The organism is Streptomyces niveus (assembly GCF_001723055.1).
Lineage (GTDB): Bacteria > Actinomycetota > Actinomycetes > Streptomycetales > Streptomycetaceae > Streptomyces > Streptomyces niveus.
The window spans coordinates 40,085-66,071 of record NZ_MDCR01000064.1 but is presented as its reverse complement, the minus strand read 5'-3'; the positions used below and the strand labels follow the sequence as shown (position 1 = coordinate 66,071).

The 25,987-nt window shown below is 71.7% G+C and carries 13 protein-coding genes and 1 pseudogene; 11 read left to right on the top strand and 3 right to left on the bottom strand.

The features are described 5' to 3' along the window. Positions 1 to 89 precede the first annotated feature (89 nt). A complete protein-coding gene (locus tag BHU15_RS09130) occupies positions 90 to 1,082 on the bottom strand; it encodes an ABC transporter permease family protein (protein ID WP_069626730.1) in 993 nt (330 codons plus the stop codon). Between the two features lie 120 nt (positions 1,083 to 1,202). Here BHU15_RS09130 and BHU15_RS09125 point away from each other — a divergent pair, with 120 nt between their 5' ends. The 8 genes from BHU15_RS09125 to BHU15_RS09090 all read left to right on the top strand — a co-directional run bounded on the left by BHU15_RS09125 (position 1,203) and on the right by BHU15_RS09090 (position 8,244). Continuing rightward, positions 1,203 to 1,829 (top strand): TetR/AcrR family transcriptional regulator, encoded by a 627-nt coding sequence (locus tag BHU15_RS09125; protein ID WP_069626723.1) that lies wholly within the window; start codon positions 1,203 to 1,205, stop codon positions 1,827 to 1,829. A gap of 135 nt (positions 1,830 to 1,964) precedes the next feature. After that, entirely contained in the window at positions 1,965 to 2,267 is a 303-nt protein-coding gene (locus tag BHU15_RS09120; protein WP_069626722.1) for an urease subunit gamma, read from the top strand. A 15-nt stretch (positions 2,268 to 2,282) separates the two neighbouring features. After that, entirely contained in the window at positions 2,283 to 2,594 is a 312-nt protein-coding gene (locus tag BHU15_RS09115; protein WP_023543213.1) for an urease subunit beta, read from the top strand. Continuing rightward, positions 2,587 to 4,308: an urease subunit alpha gene (locus BHU15_RS09110; RefSeq protein WP_069626721.1), complete on the top strand. Its 1,722-nt coding sequence runs from the start codon at positions 2,587 to 2,589 to the stop codon at positions 4,306 to 4,308. The genes BHU15_RS09115 and BHU15_RS09110 overlap by 8 nt, the downstream gene beginning before the upstream one ends. Further along, positions 4,308 to 4,982, top strand: a complete 675-nt coding sequence (locus BHU15_RS09105; RefSeq protein ID WP_069626720.1) for an urease accessory protein UreF — start codon at positions 4,308 to 4,310, stop codon at positions 4,980 to 4,982. The genes BHU15_RS09110 and BHU15_RS09105 overlap by 1 nt, the downstream gene beginning before the upstream one ends. Positions 4,983 to 5,022: 40 nt before the next feature. Beyond that, entirely contained in the window at positions 5,023 to 5,718 is a 696-nt protein-coding gene (ureG, locus tag BHU15_RS09100) for an urease accessory protein UreG (protein ID WP_376200187.1), read from the top strand. Then, entirely contained in the window at positions 5,715 to 6,485 is a 771-nt protein-coding gene (locus BHU15_RS09095) for an urease accessory protein UreD (protein WP_069626719.1), read from the top strand. The genes ureG and BHU15_RS09095 overlap by 4 nt, the downstream gene beginning before the upstream one ends. A gap of 145 nt (positions 6,486 to 6,630) precedes the next feature. After that, positions 6,631 to 8,244 carry an alpha/beta hydrolase gene (locus tag BHU15_RS09090; protein ID WP_069626718.1) on the top strand — a complete coding sequence of 538 codons (1,614 nt, stop codon included), beginning with the start codon at positions 6,631 to 6,633 and terminating at the stop codon, positions 8,242 to 8,244. 112 nt (positions 8,245 to 8,356) lie between these two features. Here BHU15_RS09090 and BHU15_RS09085 read toward each other — a convergent pair whose 3' ends face one another. Further along, positions 8,357 to 9,073 (bottom strand): lysophospholipid acyltransferase family protein, encoded by a 717-nt coding sequence (locus BHU15_RS09085; protein ID WP_069626717.1) that lies wholly within the window; start codon positions 9,071 to 9,073, stop codon positions 8,357 to 8,359. A gap of 151 nt (positions 9,074 to 9,224) precedes the next feature. Next, entirely contained in the window at positions 9,225 to 9,920 is a 696-nt protein-coding gene (locus BHU15_RS09080; RefSeq protein WP_255293070.1) for a thioesterase II family protein, read from the bottom strand. 386 nt (positions 9,921 to 10,306) lie between these two features. Between BHU15_RS09080 and BHU15_RS09075 the strand changes: the two genes are divergently transcribed. The 3 genes and pseudogenes from BHU15_RS09075 to BHU15_RS09065 all read left to right on the top strand — a co-directional run bounded on the left by BHU15_RS09075 (position 10,307) and on the right by BHU15_RS09065 (position 25,981). Continuing rightward, positions 10,307 to 10,594, top strand: coding sequence for an acyl-CoA carboxylase epsilon subunit (locus tag BHU15_RS09075; RefSeq protein WP_023543222.1), 288 nt, complete (start codon positions 10,307 to 10,309; stop codon positions 10,592 to 10,594). A 304-nt stretch (positions 10,595 to 10,898) separates the two neighbouring features. Next, positions 10,899 to 15,794, top strand: a pseudogene (locus BHU15_RS09070) (type I polyketide synthase); the annotation flags it as partial. Positions 15,795 to 15,835: 41 nt separating this feature from the next. After that, entirely contained in the window at positions 15,836 to 25,981 is a 10,146-nt protein-coding gene (locus BHU15_RS09065) for a type I polyketide synthase (protein ID WP_255293069.1), read from the top strand. Positions 25,982 to 25,987 lie beyond the last annotated feature (6 nt).

Sequence of the window (25,987 nt, the reverse complement as noted above, 5' to 3'; positions counted from 1 at the left end):
CCAGGACAGAACACCTAGGGCCTGTCCTCAACCGCCGTGGGGGAGTGGCGCGTTGACCGTCCTTGCGGCGGCGCCCCGCCGGCAGCGGATCAGGCGGCTGCCGGCTCCCTCGTACGGGCCGGGGCGCCGGGCGTTCCGGGTGTCGCGCTCGCGCGGTGCGATCCCACCAGCACCGCGGCCAGACCCAGGACGGCCCAGACCGTGAGCGTCAGCGCGGGCGTCCCCGCCGCGCTCCCGTCGAAGAAGGCGACCGACCGCAGCAGCGAACCGCTCGCCCCCGGCGGCAGCAACTGACCGATCACGCCGAACGGCTCCGGCAGGAACTCGGGCGCGCTCGACACCCCGGAGAAGGGGTTGCCGATCAGCACCATCAGCAGCGCGCCGATGCCGATCCCGGCCTGGCCGACGAGCATGGCGAGCCCCGCGACGGTCGCGCCGATGGCCAGTGCGGCGAGCCCGAACGCCCCGGCCTCCGCCCACCAGTCGCCGGCGAGCACGTCCAGCCAGCTGTGGGCGAGCGCGGTGGCGGTGAGGCCCGCCAGCGCCGCCGCCCCGAGCAGCGCGCCCACCGCGCGGACTCCGCGCAGCGCCAGCAGGTTCACCAGCACGCCGGTGGCGACGCCCCCCAGGGTCAGCGGCAGCATGCTCGCGCCGAACACGCTGCCGCGCGGGTCCCCGGAAGGTGTGGCGACCACGTCGGTCACCGGCACCTGGGTGCCGGCCGGCGCCTGAGCGGTCACGGCTTCCCTGAGCAGCTGGGCGACGATCGGACCGGCGGCCGACGCCGTCAGCAGGTGCGGCCCCTCGGCGGTGACGACCACGGCTCCGTAGATGTCCCGGTCCTCGATCGCCTCGCGCGCGGCGGCCTCGTCGTCGTACCGGCGCACATCGAAGGCGTCCGGCTGCCGCTCGAACCCCTGCTGGAGGGATGCGGTCGCCGAGGCGGGTCCGGCGACGCCGACCGGCACGTCGTGCGGTGCGACGCGGGCGGCGGGCCAGGCGAAGGCCGTGAGCGCCAGGGCGGCGATCACGGGGATCAGGAGCATGACGCCGATCATGCGGCGGGTGGGAGTGGTGGACATCGTGTCCTCGTTTCGGTCCACAGCGGCAAAGAGAAGGATCGTTCGTTTTACGAGCTGTGGCCACTGTCGCCAGCGAGCGGCGAGCTTGTCAAGAAGGAACGTTCGTTTTACGTTGATCACATGGCCCGCGTATCGCAGCAACACCTGGACGCCCGCAGACGGCAGATTCTCGACGGCGCCGCGCGCTGTTTCGCGCGCAACGGCTTCCACGCCACGTCGATGCAGGACGTGCTGCGCGAGGTCGATCTCTCCGCCGGCGCCGTCTACCGCTACTTCAGCAGCAAGGAGGAGCTGATCGGGGCCATCGTCGCCGAGGTGCTGGAGAGCGTCAGGGAGGCGTTCGCGGAGGCCACGCGCCAGACTCCGCCCGACCCGCCCGACGTACTGATCGGCGAGGTGTTGGGGCGCGTGCTGAGCGGTGAGTTCGTCCGGGGTCGCGCCGCCGGTGTCGACGTGCCCCGCCTGCTGATCCAGGTGTGGGCGGAGACCCTGCGCAACGAGACGCTCGCGGCGCTGTTGCGGACGGGCTACGAAACGGTGCGCGTCGCCTGGATCGGGGTCGTCGAGTCGTATCAGGCGGCGGGGCTGATGCGGGACGACATCCCGGCGGAGCATGTGGCCCGCACGATGATCGCCACCGTGCAGGGCTTCGCCGCCCAGCGGGCGCTGTTCGGTGACGCCCCGGTGGAGATCCTCCAGAACGGACTGCGCGGGTTGATGTCCATGGACGGGCAAAAGCCCGGTTAACCTGCCGGAAAAACTTCCGCCGTAACGTGCAATGGCTGGCTGTGAGCCCCCTGTCCGCGTTCAACAGAGTGTTGAATTCGTTGCGGGCGGCGACAGGCTCCAGGCCGGACCGGGCCGTAACAGTGAGGTGGAAACGTGCAGTTGACCCCGCACGAGCAGGAACGTCTGCTCATCCATGTGGCCGCAGACGTGGCGACCAGGCGCCTCGCGCGCGGGCTGCGTCTCAATCACCCCGAGGCGGTCGCACTGATCACCTCGCACCTGCTCGAAGGCGCCAGGGACGGCCGTACCGTCGCCGAACTCATGGCGTCCGGACGCAAGGTCCTCACCCGTGACGACGTCATGGAGGGGATCCCCGAGATGATCCACGACGTCCAGGTGGAGGCCACCTTCCCGGACGGCACGAAGCTCGTCACCGTCCACGACCCGATCGTCTGACGGGGGAGCGCGCCGATGATTCCCGGAGAGATCCTGTACGCCGACGGAGCCGTGCCCCTCAACGAGGGCCGCCCCGTCACCCGCCTCACCGTGCTCAACGCCGCCGACCGGCCCGTCCAGATCGGCTCCCACTACCACTTCGCCGAGACCAACCCCGGTCTGCGGTTCGACCGTCCGGCGGCGCGCGGCCTGCGGCTGAACGTGGCGGCCGGCACCTCCGTACGGTTCGAACCAGGCGTCCCCGTCGACGTCGAACTCGTCCCGCTCGCCGGGCACCGCGTCGTACCGGGCCTGCGCGGCGAGACCGGAGGTCCCCTCGATGCCTGAGCTGAGCAGAGCCGCCTACGCCGACCTCTTCGGCCCCACCACCGGCGACCGCATCAGGCTCGCCGACACCGACCTCCTCGTCGAGATCGAGGAGGACCGCTCCGGCGGCCCCGGACTCGCCGGTGACGAGGCGGTGTTCGGCGGCGGCAAGGTGATCCGCGAGTCGATGGGCCAGTCCCGTACGACCCGGGCCCAAGGCGCGCCCGACACCGTGATCACCGGCGCCGTCGTCATCGACCACTGGGGCGTCGTCAAGGCCGACATCGGCATCCGGGACGGCCGGATCACCGGCATCGGCAAGGCCGGCAACCCGGACACCATGGACGGCGTCCACCCCGACCTCGTCATCGGACCCGAGACCGAGATCATCGCGGGCAACGGGAAGATCCTCACCGCCGGAGCCGTCGACGCGCACGTCCACTTCATCTCGCCGACCCTGATCGACCAGGCGCTCTCCTCCGGCATCACCACCCTCGTCGGCGGCGGCACCGGACCGGCCGAGGGCACGAAGGCCACCACCGTCACGCCCGGCCCCTGGCATCTGGCCCGGATGTTCGCCGCGCTGGAGTCCTCGCCCGTCAACATCGGGCTGCTCGGCAAGGGCAACACGATGTCCCGCGACGCGATGCACTCCCAACTGCGCGGCGGGGCGCTCGGGTTCAAGATCCACGAGGACTGGGGCGCGACCCCGGCCGTCATCGACGCCTGCCTCGGCGTCTGCGAGGAGACGGGCGTCCAGCTCGCCATCCACACCGACACCCTCAACGAGGCCGGATTCGTCGCCGACACCCTCGCCGCCGTCGCCGGGCGCACCCTGCACGCGTACCACTCCGAGGGCGCGGGCGGCGGTCACGCGCCCGACATCATCACGGTGGTCTCCGAGCCGTACGTCCTGCCCAGCTCGACCAACCCGACGCGCCCGCACACCGTCAACACCATCGACGAACACCTCGACATGCTGATGGTCTGCCACCACCTCAACCCGGCCGTCCCCGAGGACCTGGCCTTCGCCGAGTCCCGGATCCGGCCGTCCACCATCGCGGCCGAGGACATCCTGCACGACCTCGGGGCCATCTCGATCATCTCCTCCGACTCCCAGGCCATGGGCCGGATCGGCGAGGTGATCCTGCGCACCTGGCAGACCGCGCACGTCATGAAGAAACGCCGGGGCGCGCTCCCCGGCGACGGCCGGGCCGACAACCACCGGGTACGCCGCTATGTCGCCAAGTACACCGTCAACCCGGCCGTGGCGCAGGGACTCGGCCACGAGATCGGCTCCGTCGAGACCGGCAAGCTCGCCGATCTCGTCCTGTGGGACCCGGCGTTCTTCGGTGTGAAGCCCCAACTGGTCATCAAGGGCGGCCAGATCGCGTACGCGCAGATGGGCGACGCCAACGCGTCCATCCCCACCCCTGGGCCCGTCCTGCCCCGGCCCATGTTCGGCGCGACCGGCACCGCCCCGGCCGCCAACTCGGTCAACTTTGTCGCCCAGGCGGCGATCGAGGACGCGCTGCCCGAACGCCTCGGCCTCGGCAAGCGGTTCGTGGCGATCGAGAACACCCGCTCCGTCGGCAAGGCCGACATGCGGCAGAACGACGCCCTGCCCCATGTCCACGTCGACCCCGACACCTTCACGGTCACGATCGACGGCGACGTGGTCGAACCGGCCCCCGCCGCCGAACTGCCCCTGGCCCAGCGCTACTTCCTCTTCTGATGAGCCGCGCCGCACTGCTCGTCCTCGCCGACGGACGGTTCCCGGCCGGTGGCCACGCCCACTCGGGCGGCGCCGAGGCGGCCGTCCGCGCCGGGCGGCTCACCGGCGCCCACGACCTGGCGTCCTTCTGCCGGGGCCGGCTGCACACCACCGGCCGCACCGCCGCCGCGCTCGCCGCGGCGGCGGTCCTCGGCGTCGACCCCCTCGCGCTGGACGAGGCCGCCGACGCCCGCACCCCCTCGCCCGCGCTGCGCGCCACCGCGCGCAAGCTCGGCCGCCAGATGACACGCGCCGCCCGCGCCACCTGGCCGGGCCCCGAACTCGCCGCCTTGGCGGCGGCCCGCCCGCGTGGCGCCCACCAGCCGATCGTCCTCGGCCTCGCCGCACGGTCGGCCGGGCTCGGGCCCGAGGACGCCGCGCACTGCGTCCTGTACGAGACGGTCTCCGGCCCCGCCACCGCTGCCGTACGGCTGCTGAGCCTGGACCCCTTCGACGCGACCGCCGTCCTCGCCCGCCTGGCACCGGAGATCGACGCCACCGCGCGGCGCGCCGTGAGCGACGCCCACCGCGCCGTACGGGACGGGCCCGGCGCCCTGCCCGCCACGTCTGCGCCGCTGCTCGACATCACCGCCGAGGCGCACGCGGCCTGGCCGGTGCGTCTCTTCGCCTCGTAACCCTCCCGAGCCCCGCCGCGCGACCCCGAAGGAGCCCGCCGTGCACCTCGACCACGCCGACCCGTACACCGACCCCTATCTGGACCCGCACCACCACGGCGCCGGGGCCACCCGCCCCGACGGCTCCAGGCGAGCCCTGCGCATCGGCCTCGGCGGGCCCGTCGGCTCCGGCAAGACCGCGACCGTCGCCGCCCTCTGCCGCGCGCTGCGCGACCAGTTGTCCATCGCCGTCGTCACCAACGACATCTACACGCGGGAGGACGCGGCGTTCCTGCTGCGCAACGCCGTGCTGCCGGCCGAGCGGATCCAGGCCGTCGAGACCGGCGCCTGCCCGCACACCGCGATCCGCGACGACATCTCCGCCAACCTCGAAGCCGTCGAGGACCTGGAGGACTCCGTCGGACCGCTCGACCTGATCCTCGTCGAGTCCGGCGGCGACAATCTCACCGCCACCTTCTCCAAGGGCCTGGTCGACGCGCAGATCTTCGTCATCGACGTCGCCGGGGGCGACGACATCCCTCGCAAGGGCGGCCCCGGCGTCACCACCTCGGACCTGCTGGTGATCAACAAGACCGACCTCGCGCCGTACGTCGGCTCCGACCTCGGGCGTATGGCCTCCGACGCCAAGGAGCAGCGCGGCGAACTGCCCGTGCTGTTCACCTCGCTCACCGGCCCGGACGGGGTGGCCCCGGTGGCCGACTGGGTACGCGCGCGCCGCGCCGCCTGGATCGCATGAGCGTCCACGCCACCGCCCGGATCACCGCCGCCCCCGACGGGCGCGGCGGTACGGCCCTGCCGGTGCTGGAGAGCGACGGACCGCTCGCCCCGCGCCGTACACGCGCGGCCACCGGACCGGGCGCCCGTGTCACCGTCGTCGGCGCGATGAGCGCGCCGCTCGGCGGTGACCGGCTCGCGCTGGAGGTGGCGGTACGGGACGGGGCCGCGCTCACCGTGGACGCGGCGGCGGCCATGATCGCGCTGCCCGGCCGCCGCACCGGCGACGAACCCGGAGACCACGCGCGCTACGACGTGCGTCTGACCGTCGGCGAGGACGCCGTCCTGCACTGGCTGCCCGAGCAGCTCATCTCCGTCACCGGTAGCGACCTGCGGGCCCACACCCGCGTCGAACTCGCCCCCACCGCCCGGCTGGTGCTGCGCGAGGAACTGATCCTCGGCCGGCACGGAGAGCCGCCCGGCACCCTCACGACCCGCCTCACCGTGCACCACGCGGGCCGCCCGCTGCTGGACCAGCAACTCGCCCTCGGCCCCGGCGCACCCGGCGGCTGGGACGGCGGAGCCGTCATCGGCGGCCATCGGGCCGTCGGCCAACTCCTGCTGGTCGCACCGGAGTTCGACGAGAAACCGGCCACTGCCCGGCTGCTCGGCGACACCGCCGTACTCACCCCGCTCGCCGGTCCCGGCGCGCTGGTGACCGCGCTCGCCCCGGACGCCCGAGCCCTGCGCCGGGTCCTGGACGACGCACTGGCCGACCTGTACCGCTGAGCGGAACCGGACTCACCGGCTATCGGTTCGGCAAAGAATATGCCGTATGGCCTGTTCTCAACCGGCCCGCAGAGATAAGGATCCTCTCGGTAACCCTACGAACAGCGCCGCAGCGTGCGGCGCGTCAGCCAGGGGGAGGTACCACTTGAGACGCACAGCAGTGCTTGGCTCGGCCGGCACTCTGCTCGCGGGCACGCTCATAGCGACCACGCTCGCCGCCTCGTCCGCGAGCGCCGACGGCCGCGCCGACAGCGGCCCGGCCGCGTCGGGCAAGGAACAGAAGACGCTGAACGCCCAGGCGGCCGGCGCCGAGATCGCCGCCGAGCGGGCCGCGAAGAAGGGCATCGACTGGGCGGACTGCCCGGCCGACTGGGCCCTGGAGAAGCCGATCCAGTGCGGCTACATCAGTGTCCCGCTCGACTACGCCCGTCCGAACGGCAAGCAGATCAAGATAGCCGTCGACCGGATCGGCAACACCGGGACGGCGGGTGAGCGTCAGGGCTCCCTCGTCTACAACCCCGGTGGCCCCGGCGCGTCCGGCATGGCGTTCCCGCGCCGCGTCGTGACCAAGAACGCCATCTGGGCGGACGCCGCGAAGGCGTACGACTTCGTCGGCTTCGACCCGCGCGGCGTCGGGCGCTCGACGCCCATCTCCTGCGTCGACCCGCAGGAGTTCGTCAAGGCTCCCAAGGCCGACCCCGTCCCTGACACCGAGGCCGACAAGCGCGCCCAGCGCAAGCTCGCGGCCGAGTACGCGGACGGCTGCAAGGAGCGCAGCGGCTGGATGCTGCCACACATGACGACGCCCAACACCGCGCGTGACCTGGATGTCCTGCGGGCCGCGCTCGGCGACAAGAAGCTCAACTACGTGGGTGTCTCCTACGGCACCTACCTGGGCGCCGTCTACGGCACGCTCTTCCCGTCCCATGTACGGCGCATGGTGCTGGACAGCGTGGTCAACCCGTCGAAGGAGAAGATCTGGTACCAGGCCAACCTGGACCAGGACGTCGCCTTCGAGACGCGCTTCGACGACTGGAAGAAGTGGGTCGCCGAGAACGACGCGGCGTTCCACATCGGCGACACCGTCGCCAAGGTCGAGAAGCAGTGGGACAAGCTCCGCGCCACCGCCAAGAAGAACCCGATCGGCGGCGTCGTGGGACCGGCCGAGCTCATCGGGCTGTTCCAGAGCGCGCCCTACTACGACTCCAGCTGGGTGCCGGTCGCCGACACCTGGAGCAAGTACCTGGCCGGAGACACCCAGGCGCTCGTCGACGCCGCCGCGCCGGACCTGTCCGACACGGTGGGCAACATCCGCGCCGAGAACAGCAACGCGGTCTACACCGCCGTCGAGTGCGCCGACGCCAAGTGGCCCACGAGCTGGCGCACCTGGGACCGGGACAACACCCGGCTCCACCGCGACCACCCGTTCCTCACCTGGGCCAACGCCTGGATGAACCTGCCCTGTTCGACCTGGGGCGTGGAACAGCAGACACCGATCGAGGTCGGTACGGGCCGCGGCCTGCCGCCCGTGCTGATCGCGCAGTCCACGCGTGACGCCGCCACCCCGTACGGGGGCGCCGTCGAGCTGCACAAGCGCTTCAAGGGCTCACGCCTGATCACCGAGCGGGACGCCGGTTCGCACGGCATCACCAATGTCGCGAACGCGTGCATCAACGACCGGGTCGAGTCGTATCTGCTCAGCGGCGAGCTGGACCGCCGCGACGTGACGTGCGCACCGCACGCCACACCCAAGCCGTAGGAGCCGACAGGCTCTGAGGCACGGGAAGCACCGGTGAACGGGGGAGGGGCGGCGGCCGGAGACGGCCGTCGCCCCTCCTGCGCCGTCCGGCTGCCGGGCGGCCCCGCGGTGCTCAGCGGCGCAGCCGGGGGAACCTCTTCGGCGGTGCCTGCTGGGCCTCCTCGGCCTTCACCTCGGCGGCGTACCGGTCCACGTACTCCTGCCCGGACAGCCCGAGGATCGCGTACATGATCTCGTCGGTGACCGCGCGGACCGCCGCCTTCTCGTTCTCCAGGCCCGCGTAGCGCGAGAAGTCCAGGGGCTCACCGAAGCGGATCGTGACCCGCCTGATGTTCGGGATCTTCTGACCGGGCGGCTGGATCTCGAACGTACCCACCATCGCGCACGGCACCACCGGGACCTGCCCCCTGATGGCCATCACCGCCACCCCGACCTTGCCCTTGTAGAGCCGCCCGTCGTGCGAGCGCGTGCCCTCCGGGTAGATCCCCAGCAACTCGCCCTTGCCGAGCACCCCGAGCCCTTCCCGGATCGCGGCCTTCCCGGCCTCCTTGCCGGACCGGTCGACCGGGATCTGGCCGACGCCGCGGAAGAAGGAGGCGGTGAGGCGTCCCTTGACGCCGGGACCGGTGAAGTACTCGGCCTTCGCGAGAAACGTGATCCGCCGCCGGATGATCGCGGGCATCAGGAAGTGGTCGGAGAAGGAGAGATGATTGCCCGCGACGATCGCGGCGCCGTCCGCCGGAATGTGTTCGAGCCCCTCGATCCGGGGCCGGAAGAGCAACCGCAGCACGGGCCCCAACAGCACGTACTTCAGTACGTAGTAGAACACGGCGTTTCTCCCACTCTGCCGGACCGGCTGCGTCGCTGTCTGCCTGATCACAACACACAGGCGAGAGTTCAGTCGATCCGTGGGCGGGGTCGCGTCTTGGTCCGGTGCCGTTCGCGGCGCCTCCGCCGGCAGGGGCGGCGGCGCGCCGGGGTCAGGCGGTCTGGGTGGGCTCCACGATCAGCTGGGAGATCGCGGCGATCACGTCGAGGGCGCGGGCCGTCAGATAGAAGTGGTCGCCCGGGAAGACGCGCAGGGTGAACTCGGCCGTGGTGTGGTCGCGCCAGCTGCCGACCTCGTCCAGCGTGGCCAACGGGTCGGCGTCGCCCACGAAGGTGTAGATCGGGCACGCGACGCGCGGAGTGCCGGCCGGCCGGTAGGTCTCGATCGCCCGATAGTCGGCACGCAGCGCCGGCATGATCAGCCGCTGGGTGTCGGGGTCGTCGAAGAGGATCGCGTCGGTACCGCTCAGCGACTGCACGTTGGCGATGATCGCCGCGTCGCCCTGCAGGTGGAGGGTCTCGGGGCGGAACCGGGACGGTGCGCGCCGGCCGGAGAGGATGATCCCGACAGGCGACTGGTTCAACTCCCTTTCCATCAGCCGGGCCACCTCGAAGGCGACGGCGGCCCCCATGCTGTGCCCGAAGAGCCAGGTCCGGTCCAGGTCCTCTGTCGGAAGCTCACGGAAGACCGCGGCGGCGAGGGCCTCGACGTTGCCGATGGCCGGTTCCGTGTAACGGTCCTGGCGCCCCGGGTACTGGATGGCGAGGACTTCGATCTTCCCGGCCAGCGCCCGCGAGACGGGGAAGTAGTAGCTCGCCGCACCGCCCGCGTGGGGGAAGCAGATCATCCTCGGGGACGTCCGGTCCGCCGGATGAAATTCTCGAATCCAATTGGACGCGTTGTCGCTCGATATGGCGGTCATCAATCAAGTTCCTTGGATCGATCCGGCTGAAGCCGCTGCGGCAGGCTGTGTTCAGCGTTCATGTGTGTACGGGCGCGTGGCGACCCCTCATGACCCCTATCGGACCCTAACCGCTTCGCGGGTCGCGCTCGGTCCGGAATGGCGGCCCGTTGTTGTGAGGACGGACTACCACGGCTTTCGAATAGGGGGACGAAGCGGGGAATTAGGGGGTCGATCCGCTGGAAGTGCGGGGCGGAGGGACCCTTCAATGAAGGAGAGAAAGCACGGAGAAAGCACGGGCGGAGTCTTTCGAAGAGTACCGGAGGGAAATCATGCACCCCGACTACGTGGCCGGCCCGCGAACACGGGAACCCGTCGCCGTCACACCTGCCGAGCACCTCGTGCGCGTCGTCAGGGGCGCTCCGGGAGAGATGGAACTGGCGGCGCTGCTCGCGGTGTTGAGCGCCCTGACCGGTACCCGGGAGCAGGCCGTCGCGTCCTCCGCGGCCCGACAGCGGCGCAACTCCGCCTGGGGTGCGGTCCGTTACACCTCACCCGGTGCCTGGTACACACCGCCGGGCGCCTGGACGGGCGGCCAGGACAGAGAGTGGCGGCACTGACCCGCGCCTTCCCGCCGAACCACCGGTGAGCGGGTGCGTCGCCGCGAGGCGGCGCACCGACCCCGTACGTCCCTGAGAGCCGACTACCGCGCGTGACAGGGCGAACCCCTGCCGCGACCGGGCGCGGTCGGTGTGGGCTGCACGTGGTCCGGACGCCGGGGTCGGAAACCGATGGTCGCGCCGGGCGAAGGGGTCGGGCCACGTTAGGGGCGATCAGGGGTTGGGGGGTGTTTTCACCCTGCGTAACGTTCCCGGCAAGCGCGCGTCGTAAGTGTCGACGCCCTTTCGACCCGGGGTGGCTTTGGTGAGCAACCAGGAGAAGCTTCTTGACTACCTCAAGCGCGCGACCACGGATCTGCGCACAGCGCGCAGACGAGTCGCCGAGCTTGAGCAGCGTGACCAGGAGCCGATCGCCATTGTCTCGATGGCGTGCCGCTACCCGGGTGGCGTGAACTCGCCCGAGGACTTGTGGCGGCTCGTCGACGAGGGTGTCGACGCGATATCGGAGTTCCCGGCCGACCGTGGCTGGGGCGTGGAGGACATCTACGACCCCGAGGTCGGCAAGCCCGGAAAGACAACGTCCCGCGAAGGCGGATTCCTGCACGACGCCCCGGAGTTCGACGCCGAGTTCTTCGGTATCAGCCCGCGTGAGGCCCTGGAGACCGACCCGCAGCAGCGCCTGCTGCTGGAGGCGTCCTGGGAGGTGCTGGAGCGTGCCGGGATCGACCCCGCCTCGTTGAAGGGCAGCCCGACCGGTGTGTTCGCCGGGGTGATGTACCACGACTACGCCGGCGGCAGCAGCGGAGGCAGCATCGTCTCCGGGCGCGTGGCCTACACACTGGGCCTCGTGGGTCCCGCGGTGACCATGGACACCGCCTGCTCGTCGTCGCTGGTCGCTCTGCACACGGCGATTCAGTCGCTGCGTTCCGGTGAGTGCTCGCTCGCTCTCGCGGGCGGTGTGACGGTGATGTCCACCCCCGAGATGTTCCTCTACTTCAGTGAGCAGCGCGGCCTGTCGATCGACGGCCGCTGCAAGTCGTTCAGCGACGCCGCCAACGGCATGAGCTGCTCCGAAGGTGTCGGAGTTCTCCTTCTGGAGCGTCTGTCGGAGGCGCGTCGGCTGGGGCATCCGGTGCTCGCGGTGGTGCGCGGGAGCGCGCTCAACCAGGACGGCGCCAGCAACGGTCTGACGGCCCCCAACGGCCCGGCGCAGCGTCGCGTGATCAAGCAGGCGCTGGCGAAGGCGGGCCTGTCGACGGCGGATGTGGACGCGGTCGAGGCGCATGGGACGGGCACGACGCTGGGTGACCCGATCGAGGCTCAGGCCCTGTTGGAGACGTACGGTCAGGGCCGTCCGGAGGGGCGGCCGTTGTGGCTGGGGTCGATCAAGTCGAACATCGGTCATACGCAGGCGGCGGCGGGTGTCGCGGGGATCATCAAGATGGTCGAGGCGATGCGTCACGGCAGGCTGCCGAAGACGCTGCATGTGGAGGAGCCGACGAAGCAGGTCGACTGGGACGCAGGGGATGTGCGGCTGCTGACCGAGGCGCGTGAGTGGCCGAGCGAAGACCGTCCGCGCCGCGCGGGAGTGTCGTCGTTCGGCCTCAGTGGCACGAACGCCCACGTCATTGTCGAAGAGGCCGTCCCCGTCGAGGAAATGGCGGTGGAGCGGCGGGAGTTGCCGGTGGCTCCGGTGGTGGTGTCGGGGAAGACCCCGGCGGCGCTGGAGGCGCAGATCCGCCGCTTCGGCGAACTGGCCGCGAACGGCGACCCGCTGGACGTCGCGTACTCGGCCGCGACGGGACGTGCTGTCCTGGAGCACCGAGCGGTGCTGGTGGGTCCCGAGACCGTGATCGGCTCGGTCACCGAGGGCAAGGTGGCTTTCCTGTTCACGGGGCAGGGGAGTCAACGTCTCGGTATGGGGCGGGAGTTGTACGAGACGTTCCCCGCTTTCGCGGTGGCGTTCGATGAGGTGTGTGCGGTTCTGGATCCGGCTGTTCGTGAGGTGATGTGGGGTGATGAGGAGGCTCTGGGCCGTACGGAGTTCACTCAGCCGGCGATCTTCGCTCTTGAGGTGGCGTTGTTCCGGCTGGTGGAGTCGTGGGGTGTCAGGCCGGATTTCCTGGTGGGGCATTCGATCGGTGAGTTGGCGGCGGCGCATGTGGCGGGGGTGTTCGGTCTGGAGGATGCGGGCCGGTTGATCTCTGCGCGTGGGCGGTTGATGCAGGTGTTGCCGGCGGGTGGGGCGATGGTCGCCATCCAGGCCACGGAGGAAGAAGTCTCACCACTGCTGACCGAGGGGGTGAGTGTTGCTGCGGTCAACAGCCCGTCCTCGGTGGTGATTTCGGGTGAGGAAGCCGCGGTCGCGGCGGTGGTGGAGCGGTTCACCGACCGCAAGCGCAATCGTCTGACGGTCTCTCACGCCTTCCACTCGCCGCTGATGGATCCGATGCTGGACGACTTCCGCAAGATCGCGGAGAGCGTCACGTACCAAGAGCCTGCCATCCGGATGACCAAGGACGTCGGTTCGGCGGACTACTGGGTGGCGCACGTACGCGAGGCCGTGCGGTTCGCCGATGACGTGCGCCACCTCCAGGACGAGGGTGTGACGCGGTTCCTGGAGATCGGTCCTGATGGTGTGCTGACGGCGATGGCGGGTCAGAGTGCCGAGGGCACGCTGGCACCCACGCTTCGGCGTGACCGTCCCGAGGTGGAGAGTGTGTTCGCCGGTGTGGGCCGTTTGTTCGCGGCCGGTGTGGCGGTGGACTGGGACGCCGTGTTCGACGGGCGTGGTGCGCGGCGCGTCGATCTGCCGACGTACGCGTTCCAGCGCAAGCGCTTCTGGCTGATCGAGCAGTCCAAGACCACGGCCGGCGCGGACGCCGTCGACCACCCTCTGCTGACGTCGGGTATCGGGCTGCCCGACACCGGAGGTGTCGTCTTCACCGGACGTCTCTCCCTCGACACCCACCCCTGGCTCGCCGACCACGACGCCTTCGGCGCCGTGGTCGTGCCCGGGGAAGTGTTCCTGGAACTCGCCCTGACGGCAGCGGAGCAGACGGGTCGCGGGCGCGTCGAAGCGCTCGACCTCCACGCGCCGCTGGTCATGGCCGGCACCGAGGACGACACGACACTGCGCGCGATGGTCGACGAGGCCGGGGCGTTCAGCGTGTACGCGCGCCGGGGCGACCGGACGGCGGCCTGGGTCAAGCACGCCACCGGCGTCCTGACCTCCGAGGCCACCGGGTCCTCGTGGACACGTGACGACGAGACGTACGCCACGGTGCTCGAAGCCGCCGCGCACACCGCCGGACTCCACCCCGACGGCGAGCCGACGCTCGCCCACATGTGGCGCGGAGCCTCGGTGAGCGTCGGCCAGGACGGAAAGCCCGTTCTGTCGGTGGAGTCGGTCGAGACCCGCTCGATCACCACGGACGAGGTACGGGCGCACACCGGCGGCCGTGAATCGCTGTTCCACGTCGACTGGGTCACCGCCCCCGCACCCGTCGGCTCCGAGACCGGTGCTCATGTCGTCTACGAGTGCCCGCCACTGGACGACTCCGCGCCCGAAGGCTTCCGGGCGATCACCCATCAGGTGCTCCCCGTCATCCAGCGGTGGCTGGACGACGAGCAAGCCGCCGACGCCAGGCTCGTCGTCGTCACGCGCGGCGCGACCGACGGAAGCGACCTCGGGCACGCGGCGGTCTGGGGCCTGGTGCGTTCGGCGGAGTCGGAGCACCCGGGCCGGTTCGTCCTGGTGGACCTGGACGCCGAAGCCGAACTCCCCGACGAGGTGCTGCGCCTCGCCGAGCCCGAGATCGCCGTACGGGACGGCGAGATCCGGGTGGCGAGGCTGGCCCGCGTCCCCGCGGTCGAAGGCCGCGTCCAGTCGTGGGGCACGCACGGCACGATCCTGATCACCGGTGGTCTGAACGGGCTCGGCGCCCTGGCCGCCCGGCACCTGGCCGCGGAGCACGGCGCGAAGAGCCTGCTGCTGACCAGCCGCCGGGGCATGGACACGCCGGGCGCGGCCGAACTGGTGGCGGAGCTGACCGGATCGGGCGCCGAGGTGGAGGTCGTCGTCTGCGACGTCACCGACCGGGACGCGCTGGCCGCCCTGCTGGCCGAACGGCCCCTGACGGGCCTCGTGCACTCGGCCGGTGTGCTGGACGACGGACTCATGGGAGCGTTGACGCCCGAGCGGCTGGACACGGTCATGAGGCCGAAGGTCGACGCCGCCTGGCATCTGCACGAACTCACCCTGGACCACGATCTCTCGTCGTTCGTGATCTTCTCCTCCGTCGCCGGCACGCTCGGCGGCGCGGGACAGGGCAACTACGCGGCCGCGAACGCCTGGCTGGACGCGCTCGCCAGGCATCGCGCGACCAAGGGGCTGCCCGCGCTGACCCTCGGCTGGGGACCCTGGACCGAGGTCGGGGGCATGGCCGACCGCCTGGACGACGCCGAGCTGGCGCGGCTCAGGCGCTCGGGAATGCCACCGCTGTCCCCGGACGAGGGGCTGGCGCTGATGGATGCCGCGACCCTGCGCGGCCGGCCGCCGATGACGCTGCCGGTCCGGTTCGACCTGGCGGTGATGCGGTCCCTCGCCGAGACGGGGACGCTGCCCGCGATTTTCGGCGGACTGGTACGCGGTCAGACCCGTCGCGCGCCGGCAGGCCGGGCGTCGTGGGAGCGGCTGTCCGGACTGACCGTGCCGGAACGCGAGAAGTTCCTCCTGGAGTTGGTACGGGGCCACGTCGCCCAGGTGCTCGGACACGGCGGCGCCGACGAGGTGCCCCCGGACCGCGCTTTCAACGAACTCGGCCTCACCTCGCTGGGCGCGGTGGAACTGCGCAACGCGCTCAACACCGAGACAGGGCTGTCACTGCCCCCGACCCTGGCCTTCGACTACCCGACCCCCCTGGCCATCGCCGAGCTCGTGCACGACGGGCTGCGCCCGGAGGAGGCCGACGGGGCGGCAGCGCTGCTGGCCGAACTGAGTCGGCTGGAAGCCGTGCTGAGCGAGCTGGCATCGGGCGACCGCGAAGCCCATGCCAAGGTCACGGCCCGCCTCGAAACCATGTCGCGACGGGCGCGAGACGCCGGAAGCGGCGTGACGGATGAGCCCGTCGGCGGCCTGGTGACCGAATCCGATGACGAGTTGTTCGCGGTGCTGAACAAGGAACTCGGACTGTCCTGACGGCTCCCGCCTCTGCTTTGTGAACTTTCACGGATTGGTTGATGACGATGTCGAAGGACTCCAACGACGACCGGCTTCGCGAGTATCTGCGGCTTGCCACCGGTGAGTTGCAGCAGACTCGGCGCCGTCTGCGTGAGGTGGAGGATCGGGAGCGGGAGCCGATCGCGATCGTGGGAATGGCATGCCGCTTCCCCGGTGGCGCGTCCTCGCCGGAAGGACTCTGGGACCTCGTCGCCGACGGCCTGGAAACGGTGGGCGAGTTCCCCACCGACCGTGGCTGGAACCTGGACTCGCTGTACGACCCCGACGGGACGGGCGAGAACACCAGCTACGTCAACAAGGGCAGCTTCCTGGACGGCGCGGGCGACTTCGACCCCGAGTTCTTCGGCATCAGCCCCCTTGAGGCGATGGCGATGGACCCGCAGCAGCGGCTGCTGCTGGAAACCTCCTGGGAGGCCGTGGAGCGGGCCGGGATCGACCCGCCGTCGCTGAAGGGCACCGCCACCGGAGTCTTCGCCGGGCTCGTGTACCACGACTATCCGAGCAGCAGCGTGACCGGTGCGCTGGTCTCCGGCCGGGTCGCCTACACGCTGGGGCTGGAGGGTCCGGCGGTGACCGTCGACACCGCCTGCTCGTCCTCGCTGGTCGCACTGGACATGGCGGTCAAGGCCCTGCGCAGTGGGGAATGTTCCCTCGCCCTGGCCGGCGGCGTGACGATCATGTCGACGCCGGTCACCTTCGTGGAGTTCAGCCGGCAGCGGGGTCTGTCGACGGACGGCCGCTGCAAGGCGTTCGCCTCGGCGGCCGACGGCACCGGGTGGGGTGAGGGTGTCGGCATGCTGGTGGTGGAGCGGCTGTCGGACGCCCGCCGCAACGGCCACCCGATTCTGGCGGTCGTGCGCGGCAGCGCCGTCAACCAGGACGGCGCCAGCAACGGCATCACCGCGCCGAACGGCCCGTCCCAGCGCCGGGTGATCCAGCAGGCCCTGGCCAACGCGGGCCTGGCGGGGTCCGATGTGGACGTCGTGGAGGCCCACGGCACCGGAACCACCCTGGGTGACCCGATCGAGGCGCAGGCGCTGCTGGCCACCTACGGGCAGGACCGCCCCGAGGACCGCCCGCTCTGGCTCGGGTCGGTCAAGTCGAACATCGGGCACACCCAGGCCGCCGCCGGTGTGGCGGGCATCATCAAGATGGTCCAGGCGATACGCCACGGCTCTCTGCCGAAGACACTGCATGTGGACGAACCGTCCCCGCAGGTGGACTGGACGGCGGGAAGCGTCCGGCTGCTCACCGAGGCCCGCGCCTGGCCGGAGGGCGGCCCGCGCCGCGCCGCCGTGTCCTCGTTCGGGGCCAGTGGGACCAACGCCCACATCGTCCTGGAGGAGGCTCCGCGGGCCGGGGACGTACCGGCCGAAGAGTCGCCGGAGTCGCCGGAGCCGCGTGAGCACCGGGAACTTCCGGTGGTGCCCTGGCTGATCTCCGGGAAGACCGAGGCCGCCGTACGCGCCTACGCGCAGCGGCTCCAGGCCGTCGCCACGCACGACCCACGGCCGGTGGACGTGGGATGGTCCCTGGCCACGCGGCGGGCGTCGTACGACTACCGGGCCGCCGTACTGGCCGCCGACGAGGAGGGCTTCTCCCAGGGGCTCGCCGCTCTGGTGCAGGGGGAAGCACCGGTGACAGCGGCCCGGCCCGGCGCCGGCGCGGTCATGGTGTTCCCCGGACAGGGCTCCCAGTGGGTGGGCATGGCGACCGAGCTGATGGCGTCGTCCGCCGTGTTCACGGAGCAGATGTCCGCGTGCGAGGAGGCACTGGCGCCCTTCGTGGACTGGTCGTTGGGCGAGGCGCTCGGCGACGAGGCCCTGCTGGAACGTGTCGACGTCGTGCAGCCCGTCCTGTGGGCGGTCATGGTGTCACTGGCCGGTCTGTGGCGGCACTACGGAGTCGAGCCCGTCGGCGTGGTGGGCCACTCCCAGGGCGAGATCGCCGCGGCGAGCGTGGCCGGAGCGCTGTCGTTGCAGGACGGTGCCCGGGTGGTCGCCCTGCGCAGCAAGGCGCTGCTGGCCCTCTCCGGCCAGGGCGGGATGGTGTCGGTCGCCCTCCCACGGGAGGAGACCGAGCGGCTGATCGAGCGCTGGGGCACCCGGACGGGCATCGCGGTGGTCAACGGCAACGCCGCCACCGTGGTCTCGGGCGAGGTCGACGCGCTGGACGAACTGATGGCCTCCTGCGAGGCCGACGGCGTACGGGCGCGCCGGATCCAGGTGGACTACGCCTCGCACTCGGCACAGGTGGAGCGCATAGGGCGGGAACTGCTCGACGTGCTGGCACCCATCAAGCCCCGCGCCGCGCGGATCCCCTTCTACTCCACCGTGACCGGCGGGCTGCTGGACACCACCGCTCTCGACGCCGGCTACTGGTACCGGAATCTGCGCCAGACCGTGGAGTTCGACCGGACCATCCGCCGGCTGACCGAGCAGGGCGTGGGGGTGTTCATCGAGGCCAGCCCGCACCCGGTGCTGGCGCCGAGCATGGAACAGACCACGATCGGCACGCTGCGCCGCAACGACGGCGGCCTCGACCGTTTCCTGAGCGTGCTGGCCCAGGCGCACACCTGCGGCGTGGACGTCGACTGGGAGAAGGTGTACGAGGCGACCGGGGCTCGGCAGACGGAACTGCCCACGTACGCCTTCCAGCACAACCGCTACTGGCTGAACGACGAGACGGCGAACGCCGACGCGGCCTCCATGGGCCTGGGCTCGCTGCGCCACCCGCTGCTCGGGGCGATGGTCATGCTCGCGGGCTCGGAGGAGGTCGTGCTCACCGGACGGCTGTCGACCGGGACGCTGCCCTGGCTCACCGACCATGTCATCGGCGGCTCGATCCTCTTCCCCGGCACCGGATTCGTGGAGCTCGTGATCCGGGCCGGCGACGAGGTCGGCTGCGGCCGTGTTGAGGAGCTGACGATCGAGGCGCCGCTGGTCCTCGCCGAACGCGGCGGGGTCGCCGTCCAGGTCGTCGTAGGAGCGGCGGACGAAGAGGGCCGCCGCGAGGTCCAGGTGTACTCCCGCGACCAGGACGCGACCGACCTGCCCTGGAACCGGCACGCCACCGGTCTGCTCGCCACCGCCACCTCCGCCGGGGGAGGCGACCTGGCCGAGTGGCCCCCGCCCGGCGCCGAGCCGCTGGACCTCGATGTCGACACCCTCTACGAGGAGTTGGTCGGCACGGGTATGGCGTACGGGCCGACCTTCCGGGGGCTTCGGGCCGCCTGGCGGGCTGGCGACGAGGTGTTCGCCGAGATCGCCCTGCCGGACAACGCGGTGGGGGACGCCTTCGGTCTGCACCCGGCCCTCTTCGACGCGGGCCTGCACGCCATCGGACTCTCCCCGGCGGGAACCGGCGATGTGGCGATGCTGCCGTTCGCCTGGTCGGGAGTGGAACTGCACGCCTCCGGCGCGGGCGCGCTGCGGGTGCGCGTCACGCCCGTGCAGGACGGCGTGGCGGCCCTGACCATCGCCGACGCGACCGGCCGGTCCGTCGCGACGGTCGACTCGTTGGCCCTGCGACCCCTCACGGACATGGCGACCAAGGCCCGTACGGAGCCGCTGTACCACGTCGCCCTGACCCCGGTCGCCGCCGGTTCCGCCTCCACCGAGGGCCAGCCGCCCAACGACGAGGAGGTGTTCCGCCTCCCCGGCGGACTGGACGTACGCGCGGCGGTGAACCTGGCGCTGGAGGCACTGCAGTCCGCCGGCTCCCGTCTGGTGGTCGTCACGCGCGGCGCCGTCTCGGTGAACGGCGGGGACGTCGACGACCTGGCCGCGGCGGCCGTCTGGGGTCTGGTGCGTACCGCCCAGACCGAAGACCCCGACCGGTTCTTCCTGATCGACCTGGACGGTGACACCGACGAGGCGCCGGGCGCGGACAACGCCGACCTCGCGCCGGCGCTGTCGACCGGTGAGCCCCGGGTGGTGGTACGCGACGGTGTCGCCCACGCGCCCCGGCTGGCCCGCGTGTCCGCGGCGCCGGAGACGACGGACGACCTGGCGCCGGCGTTCGGCGACGAGGTGCTGATCACCGGTGGAGTGGGTGTCCTGGGTGCTCTGCTGGCCCGGCATCTCGTCACCGAGTACGGGGTGTCACGGCTCCTGCTGACCGGTCGCCGGGGCGTGGACACGCCCGGCGCGGCGGAGTTGGTGGAGGAGCTGAGCGGGCTGGGGGCCGAGGTCGAGGTCGCCGCCTGCGACGTCGGCGACCGTGAGGCGCTCGCGGCGCTGCTGGAGGGGCGTTCGCTCACCGGTGTGGTGCACGCGGCGGGTGTCCTGGACGACGGTGTGATCGGGTCCCTGACGCCCGAGCGGGTGGACCGGGTGATGCGACCCAAGGTGGACGCCGCCCTGTATCTGCACGAGCTGACCCGCGACATGGACCTGACCGCGTTCGTACTGTTCTCCTCCGCGGCCGGCGTGATCGGCTCGCCGGGGCAGGGCAACTACGCGGCGGCCAACGCCTATCTGGACGCCCTGGCCGAGCGCCGCCGTGCGGGTGGCCTGCCCGCCCAGTCCCTGGCCTGGGGCCTGTGGCGGACCAGCACCGGTATGGCCAGTGAGCTGACGGACACCGACCGGTCCCGTATGGAACGCGGCGGCATCCTGTCGCTGTCCCACAGCGAGGGGCTGGCGCTCTTCGACGCTGCGACGGCGGCGGACGGACCCGCCGTACTCGTCCCCGTCAAGCTCGACCTCCCGGCCGTCCGCGCCGGCGGCGCGGTGCCGGAGCTGCTGCGCGGCCTGGTCCCGGTCGTCACCCGTGGCACCGCCCGTACCCGCGCCGACGCGGACGGGCTCCGCGAGCGGCTCGTGGGCATGTCCGACGACCAGCGCTTCGACATGCTGCTGAACCTGGTCCGCGCGCAGGCCGCCACCACGCTCGGCTACGCCGGACCGGGGGCCGTCGACCCGGAGCGCGCGTTCCGCGATCTGGGCGTCGACTCGCTGGCGGCGATGGAACTGCGCAACGGTCTCGGCGGCGCGACCGGCCTGCGGCTGCCGGCCACGCTGGTGTTCGACTACCCGAACCCCACCGTTCTCGCGCGTCATCTGCTGGACGAGGTCTCGGGAACGGTGCACGAGAGCCGTCTCACCCCGGTCGCGACCCCGGTCGGCGACGACCCGATCGCGATCGTCGCGATGGCGTGCCGCTACCCGGGAGGCGTGTCCTCGCCGGAGGACCTGTGGCGGCTGGTCGACAGCGGCACGGACGCCATCTCACACTTCCCCACCGACCGCGGCTGGGACCTGGAGCGGATCTACGACCCCACGGCCACCCGCCCCCGTACCAGCTACGTCGACAAGGGCGGATTCCTCTACGACGCGGCCCAGTTCGATCCCGGTTTCTTCGGGATCGCGCCGAACGAGGCGCTGGTGATGGACCCTCAGCAGCGGCTGCTGCTGGAGGCGTCCTGGGAGGTACTGGAGCGCGCGGGCATCGACCCGACGACTCTCAAGGGCAGCCCGACCGGTGTGTTCGCCGGGATGATGTACCACGACTACACCCACAACAGCAGCACGGGCGCCATCGCCTCCGGCCGCGTCTCCTACACCCTGGGGCTCGAAGGCCCCGCGGTGACCGTCGACACCGCCTGCTCGTCCTCCCTGGTCGCCCTGCACCTGGCGGCGCAGGCCCTGCGGTCGGGGGAGTGCTCGCTCGCCCTGGCCGGCGGTGTCACCGTGATGGCCGCGGCGGACAACTTCATCGAGTTCAGCGAGCAGCGGGGCCTGGCGACCGACGGCCGCTGCAAGTCCTTCGCCGCCGCCGCCGACGGCGCCGGCTGGAGTGAGGGTGTCGGCATGCTCCTGGTGGAGCGGCTGTCGGACGCCCGCCGCAACGGCCACCCGGTGCTGGCCCTCGTACGGGGCACGGCGACCAACCAGGACGGCGCGAGCAACGGCCTGACCGCCCCCAACGGGCCGTCCCAGCAGCGGGTGATCAGGCAGGCGCTGGCCAACGCGGGCCTGGCGGGCGCCGATGTGGACGCGGTCGAGGCGCACGGCACGGGCACCACCCTGGGTGACCCGATCGAGGCGCAGGCGCTGCTGGCCACCTACGGCCAGGGCCGCCCCGAGGACCGACCGCTGTGGCTGGGTTCGATCAAGTCGAACATCGGGCACACCCAGGCCGCCGCGGGTGTGGCGGGCATCATCAAGATGGTCGAGGCGATGCGGCAGGCCACGCTGCCCAGGACGCTGCACGTGGACGCGCCCACACCCCAGGTGGACTGGGAGGCCGGCCACGTCCGGCTGCTCACCGAGACGAGGGAGTGGCCGAACGACGGCCGCCCGCGCCGCGCGGGCGTGTCCTCCTTCGGCATCAGCGGCACCAACGCCCACGTCATCATCGAGGAGGCCGCCCCGGTCGAGGAAGCGCCGGTGGAGCGGCGGGAGTTGCCCGTCGTCCCCCTGGTGCTCTCGGCCCGGACCCGTACCGCGCTCCAGGCCCAGCTCGACCGGATCACCTCCGTCGACGCGGACGAGCTGGACGTGGCGTACTCGGCCGCGACCGGCCGGGCCGCCCTGGAACACCGCGCGGTGCGGATCGGCTCCGAGACCGTGATCGACTCGGTCACCGAGGGCGGGCTGGCGTTCCTGTTCACCGGACAGGGCAGTCAGTGGGCCGGGATGGGCCAGGAGCTGTACGAGACGTTCCCCGCTTTCGCCACGGCGTTCGACGAGGTGTGCGCCGTGCTCGACCCCGCGCTGCGCGAGGTGATGTGGGGCGACGAGGAGGCCCTGGGCCGCACCGAGTTCACCCAGCCCGCGATCTTCGCTCTCCAGGTCGCCCTGTTCCGGCTGGTGGAGTCGTGGGGGATCAAGCCGGACCTCATGACCGGCCACTCCATCGGGGAACTCGCCGCCGCCCATGTGGCCGGGGTGTTCGATCTGGCTGATGCCGCCCGGCTGATCACGGCGCGCGGACGGCTGATCCAGGAACTCCCGCCCGGCGGGGCGATGGTGGCGATCCGGGCCACCGAGGAGGAGGTCACGCCGTACCTCACCGAGCGGGTGAGCGTCGCGGCGGTCAACACCCCCGGCTCGGTGGTGATCTCGGGCGCCGAGGAGGCCGTCACCGCGGTCGCCGAGCGGTTCGCCGACCGCAAGACGACTCGGCTGAAGGTGTCGCACGCGTTCCACTCGCCGCTGATGGACCCGATGCTCGAAGAGTTCCGGAAGGTCGCCGAGAGCGTCACCTACCGCGAGCCGGTCATCCGGCTGACCAAGGACGTGGCGTCGGCGGAGTACTGGGTACGGCACGTGCGCGACGCGGTGCGGTTCGCCGACGACGTGACCCACCTGCAGGACCAGGGCATCACCCGGTTCATGGAGGTCGGACCGGACAGTGTGCTCACCGCGATGGTGCGGCAGACCACCGACGGGACGGTCGCGGCCACCCAGCGACACGACCGTCCGGCCGTGGAAACCCTCTTCACCGGCGTCGGCCGGCTGTTCGCCGCCGGTGTGCGGGTCGACTGGGACGCCGTGTTCGACGGGCGCGGGGCGCGGCGGGTCGATCTGCCGACGTACCCCTTCCAGCGGCAGTCGTTCTGGATCGAGTCGGGGCGCGGCGCGGACGCGTCCGACCACCCGCTGCTGGACCAGGTCGTCGCTGTCGCGGGGGCGGACCGGACCGTGCTGACCGGGCGTCTGTCGCTCGGTACCCAGCCCTGGCTCGCCGAACACGCGGTCGCCGGCACCCTGCTCTTCCCCGGTACGGGCTTCGTCGAACTGGCCGTCCGCGCCGGCGACGAGGTCGGCTGCGGCCGGATCGAGGAGCTGACGATCGAGGCACCGCTGGTCCTCGCCGAACACACCGCCACGGCCGTACAGGTCGTGGTCGGGGTGGACGACGGAGCGGGCCGGCGGACTGTCGAGGTGTACGCCCGAGACGCGGACGAACCCCATCTGCCCTGGACCCGCCACGCCGCCGGAACCCTGTCCCCGGCCACCGGCGGCCCGGCGGCGGAGGCCGCGGCACAGTGGCCACCGCCCGGGGCGGAGCCCCTGGAGCTGGCGGGGCTGTACGAGAGCCTGGCGGAAGCCGGAATCGAGTACGGGCCGGCGTTCCAGGGACTCAAGTCCGCCTGGCGCAGCGGGCAGACGGTGTACGCGGAGATCGTCCTGTCCGGGGCGGCCGACCGTTTCGGGATCCACCCGGCGCTCCTGGACGCGGCCCTGCACACCGTCCCGCTCCTGTCGGACGACGACCGGGTCGTGCTGCCCTTCTCCTGGGCGGGCGTGGAACTGCACGCCTCTGGCGCCACCGCGCTCCGGGTCACGATGACCCTCTCCGACCAGGACCAGGTGACCCTCCACGCCGTGGACGGCGCCGGGCAGCCGGTCGTCTCCGTGGACGCCCTGACACTGCGTCCGATGGCCGCCGGTGCGCTCACCCGCGTCGACTCGCTCTTCCAGGTCGAGTGGACGCCCGTCGCCGTACGCGACGACGCTGCCGCCGACACGAAGGTGTGGCGGACCGAGGGCGACGACGTGCTCTCCACACTGCATCCGCTGCTCAAGGCGGTCCAGGCGGAGACCGAGACTCTCGCGGTCGTCACGCGCGGCGCGGTGTCCGTGGCCGGTGAGCGGGTGACCGACCTGGCCGGCGCCTCGGCGTGGGGCCTGGTGCGCAGCGCCCAGTCGGAGGATCCGGGCCGGTTCGTCCTGATCGACGTGGCCGGTGAGGACGAGAAGGCGGACATCGCCCTGGCGCTGGCGGCGGGCGAGCCCCAGGTGGCCGTCCGGGACGGGAAGGTCTACGTACCGAGGCTGAGAGCGGCCTCGGTCGCGGAGTCCGAGCCGTCCTCGGTCTTCGGCGACGAGGTACTGATCACGGGCGCGTCCGGCGCCCTGGGCGCACTGGTCGCGCGCCATCTCGTCACCGGGCACGGCGTACGGCGACTGCTGCTGACCAGCCGCCGGGGCCTGGCGGCGCCCGGCGCGGCGGAGTTGGTGGAGGAGCTGGCCGGGCTGGGGGCCGAGGCCGAGGTCGCCGCCTGCGACGTCGGCGACCGTGAGGCGCTCGCGGCGCTACTGGAGGGGCGTTCGCTCACCGGTGTGGTGCACGCGGCGGGCGTTCTGGACGACGGCGTGATCGCGTCGCTGACCCCCGAACGCCTGGACAAGGTCGTCACACCCAAGGCGGTGGCCGCCCTGCATCTGCACGAGCTGACCCGCGACATGGAGTTGGGCGCGTTCGTACTGTTCTCCTCGGTGGCCGGCGTGATCGGCACACCGGGGCAGGGCAACTACGCCGCGGCCAACGCCTATCTGGACGCCCTGGCCGCGCACCGGCGCGCCGACGGCCTGCCCGCCCAGTCCCTGGCCTGGGGCCTGTGGACGACCGACGCCGGCATGGCCGGTGACCTGGCGGACACCGACCGGCAGCGGATCGACCGCGCGGGCCTCACGGGACTCTCGCCCGAGCAGGGTCTCGAACTCCTCGACGTGGCGGGCGCGCTGGCCGCACCGGCGCTGGTGCCCATGAGCCTGGACACCAGGACGCTGAACGCGGCCGAGGTGCCTCCGATGCTGCGCGGACTGGTACGCGGCTCCTCGCGGCGTACTGTGTCGGCGCATTCCACGGGCGGCGGGGCCGCGCTGCGGAAGCGGCTGGCGGCACTGCCCGCCGACGATCGGTACGACGAAGTCCTCGACCTCGTCCGTACCCACGCGGCGGCGGTACTGGGTCACGCGGGTCCCGAGGCCGTCGAACCGGAGCGGGCCTTCGGCGATCTGGGCTTCGACTCGCTGGGCGCAGTCGAGTTCCGCAACACCCTCAACGCCGCGGCCGGGCTGCGACTGCCCGCCACGATGATCTTCGACCATCCCACCGCCCGGGTGCTCGCCGAGCACATCGCCGCGGAGCTGGCACCCGACGGTGACGCGGGCGCCGCCGCCGATGAGGAGACGGTCCGCCGCCTGCTCGGGTCGATTCCGCTCACCCGGCTGCACGACGCGGGGCTGATGGAGGCCCTGCTCGAACTCGCCGGAGCCGGAGCCGGCGCCGCCTCGGGCACGGCGGCAGCCGTGCCCGAGGAGGACTCGATCGACGCGATGGACGCCGAAGCCCTGATCAGCATGGCCCTGCAGGACACCGATCCGGACGAAGCGACGCGGGAAGTCTGAGGACAC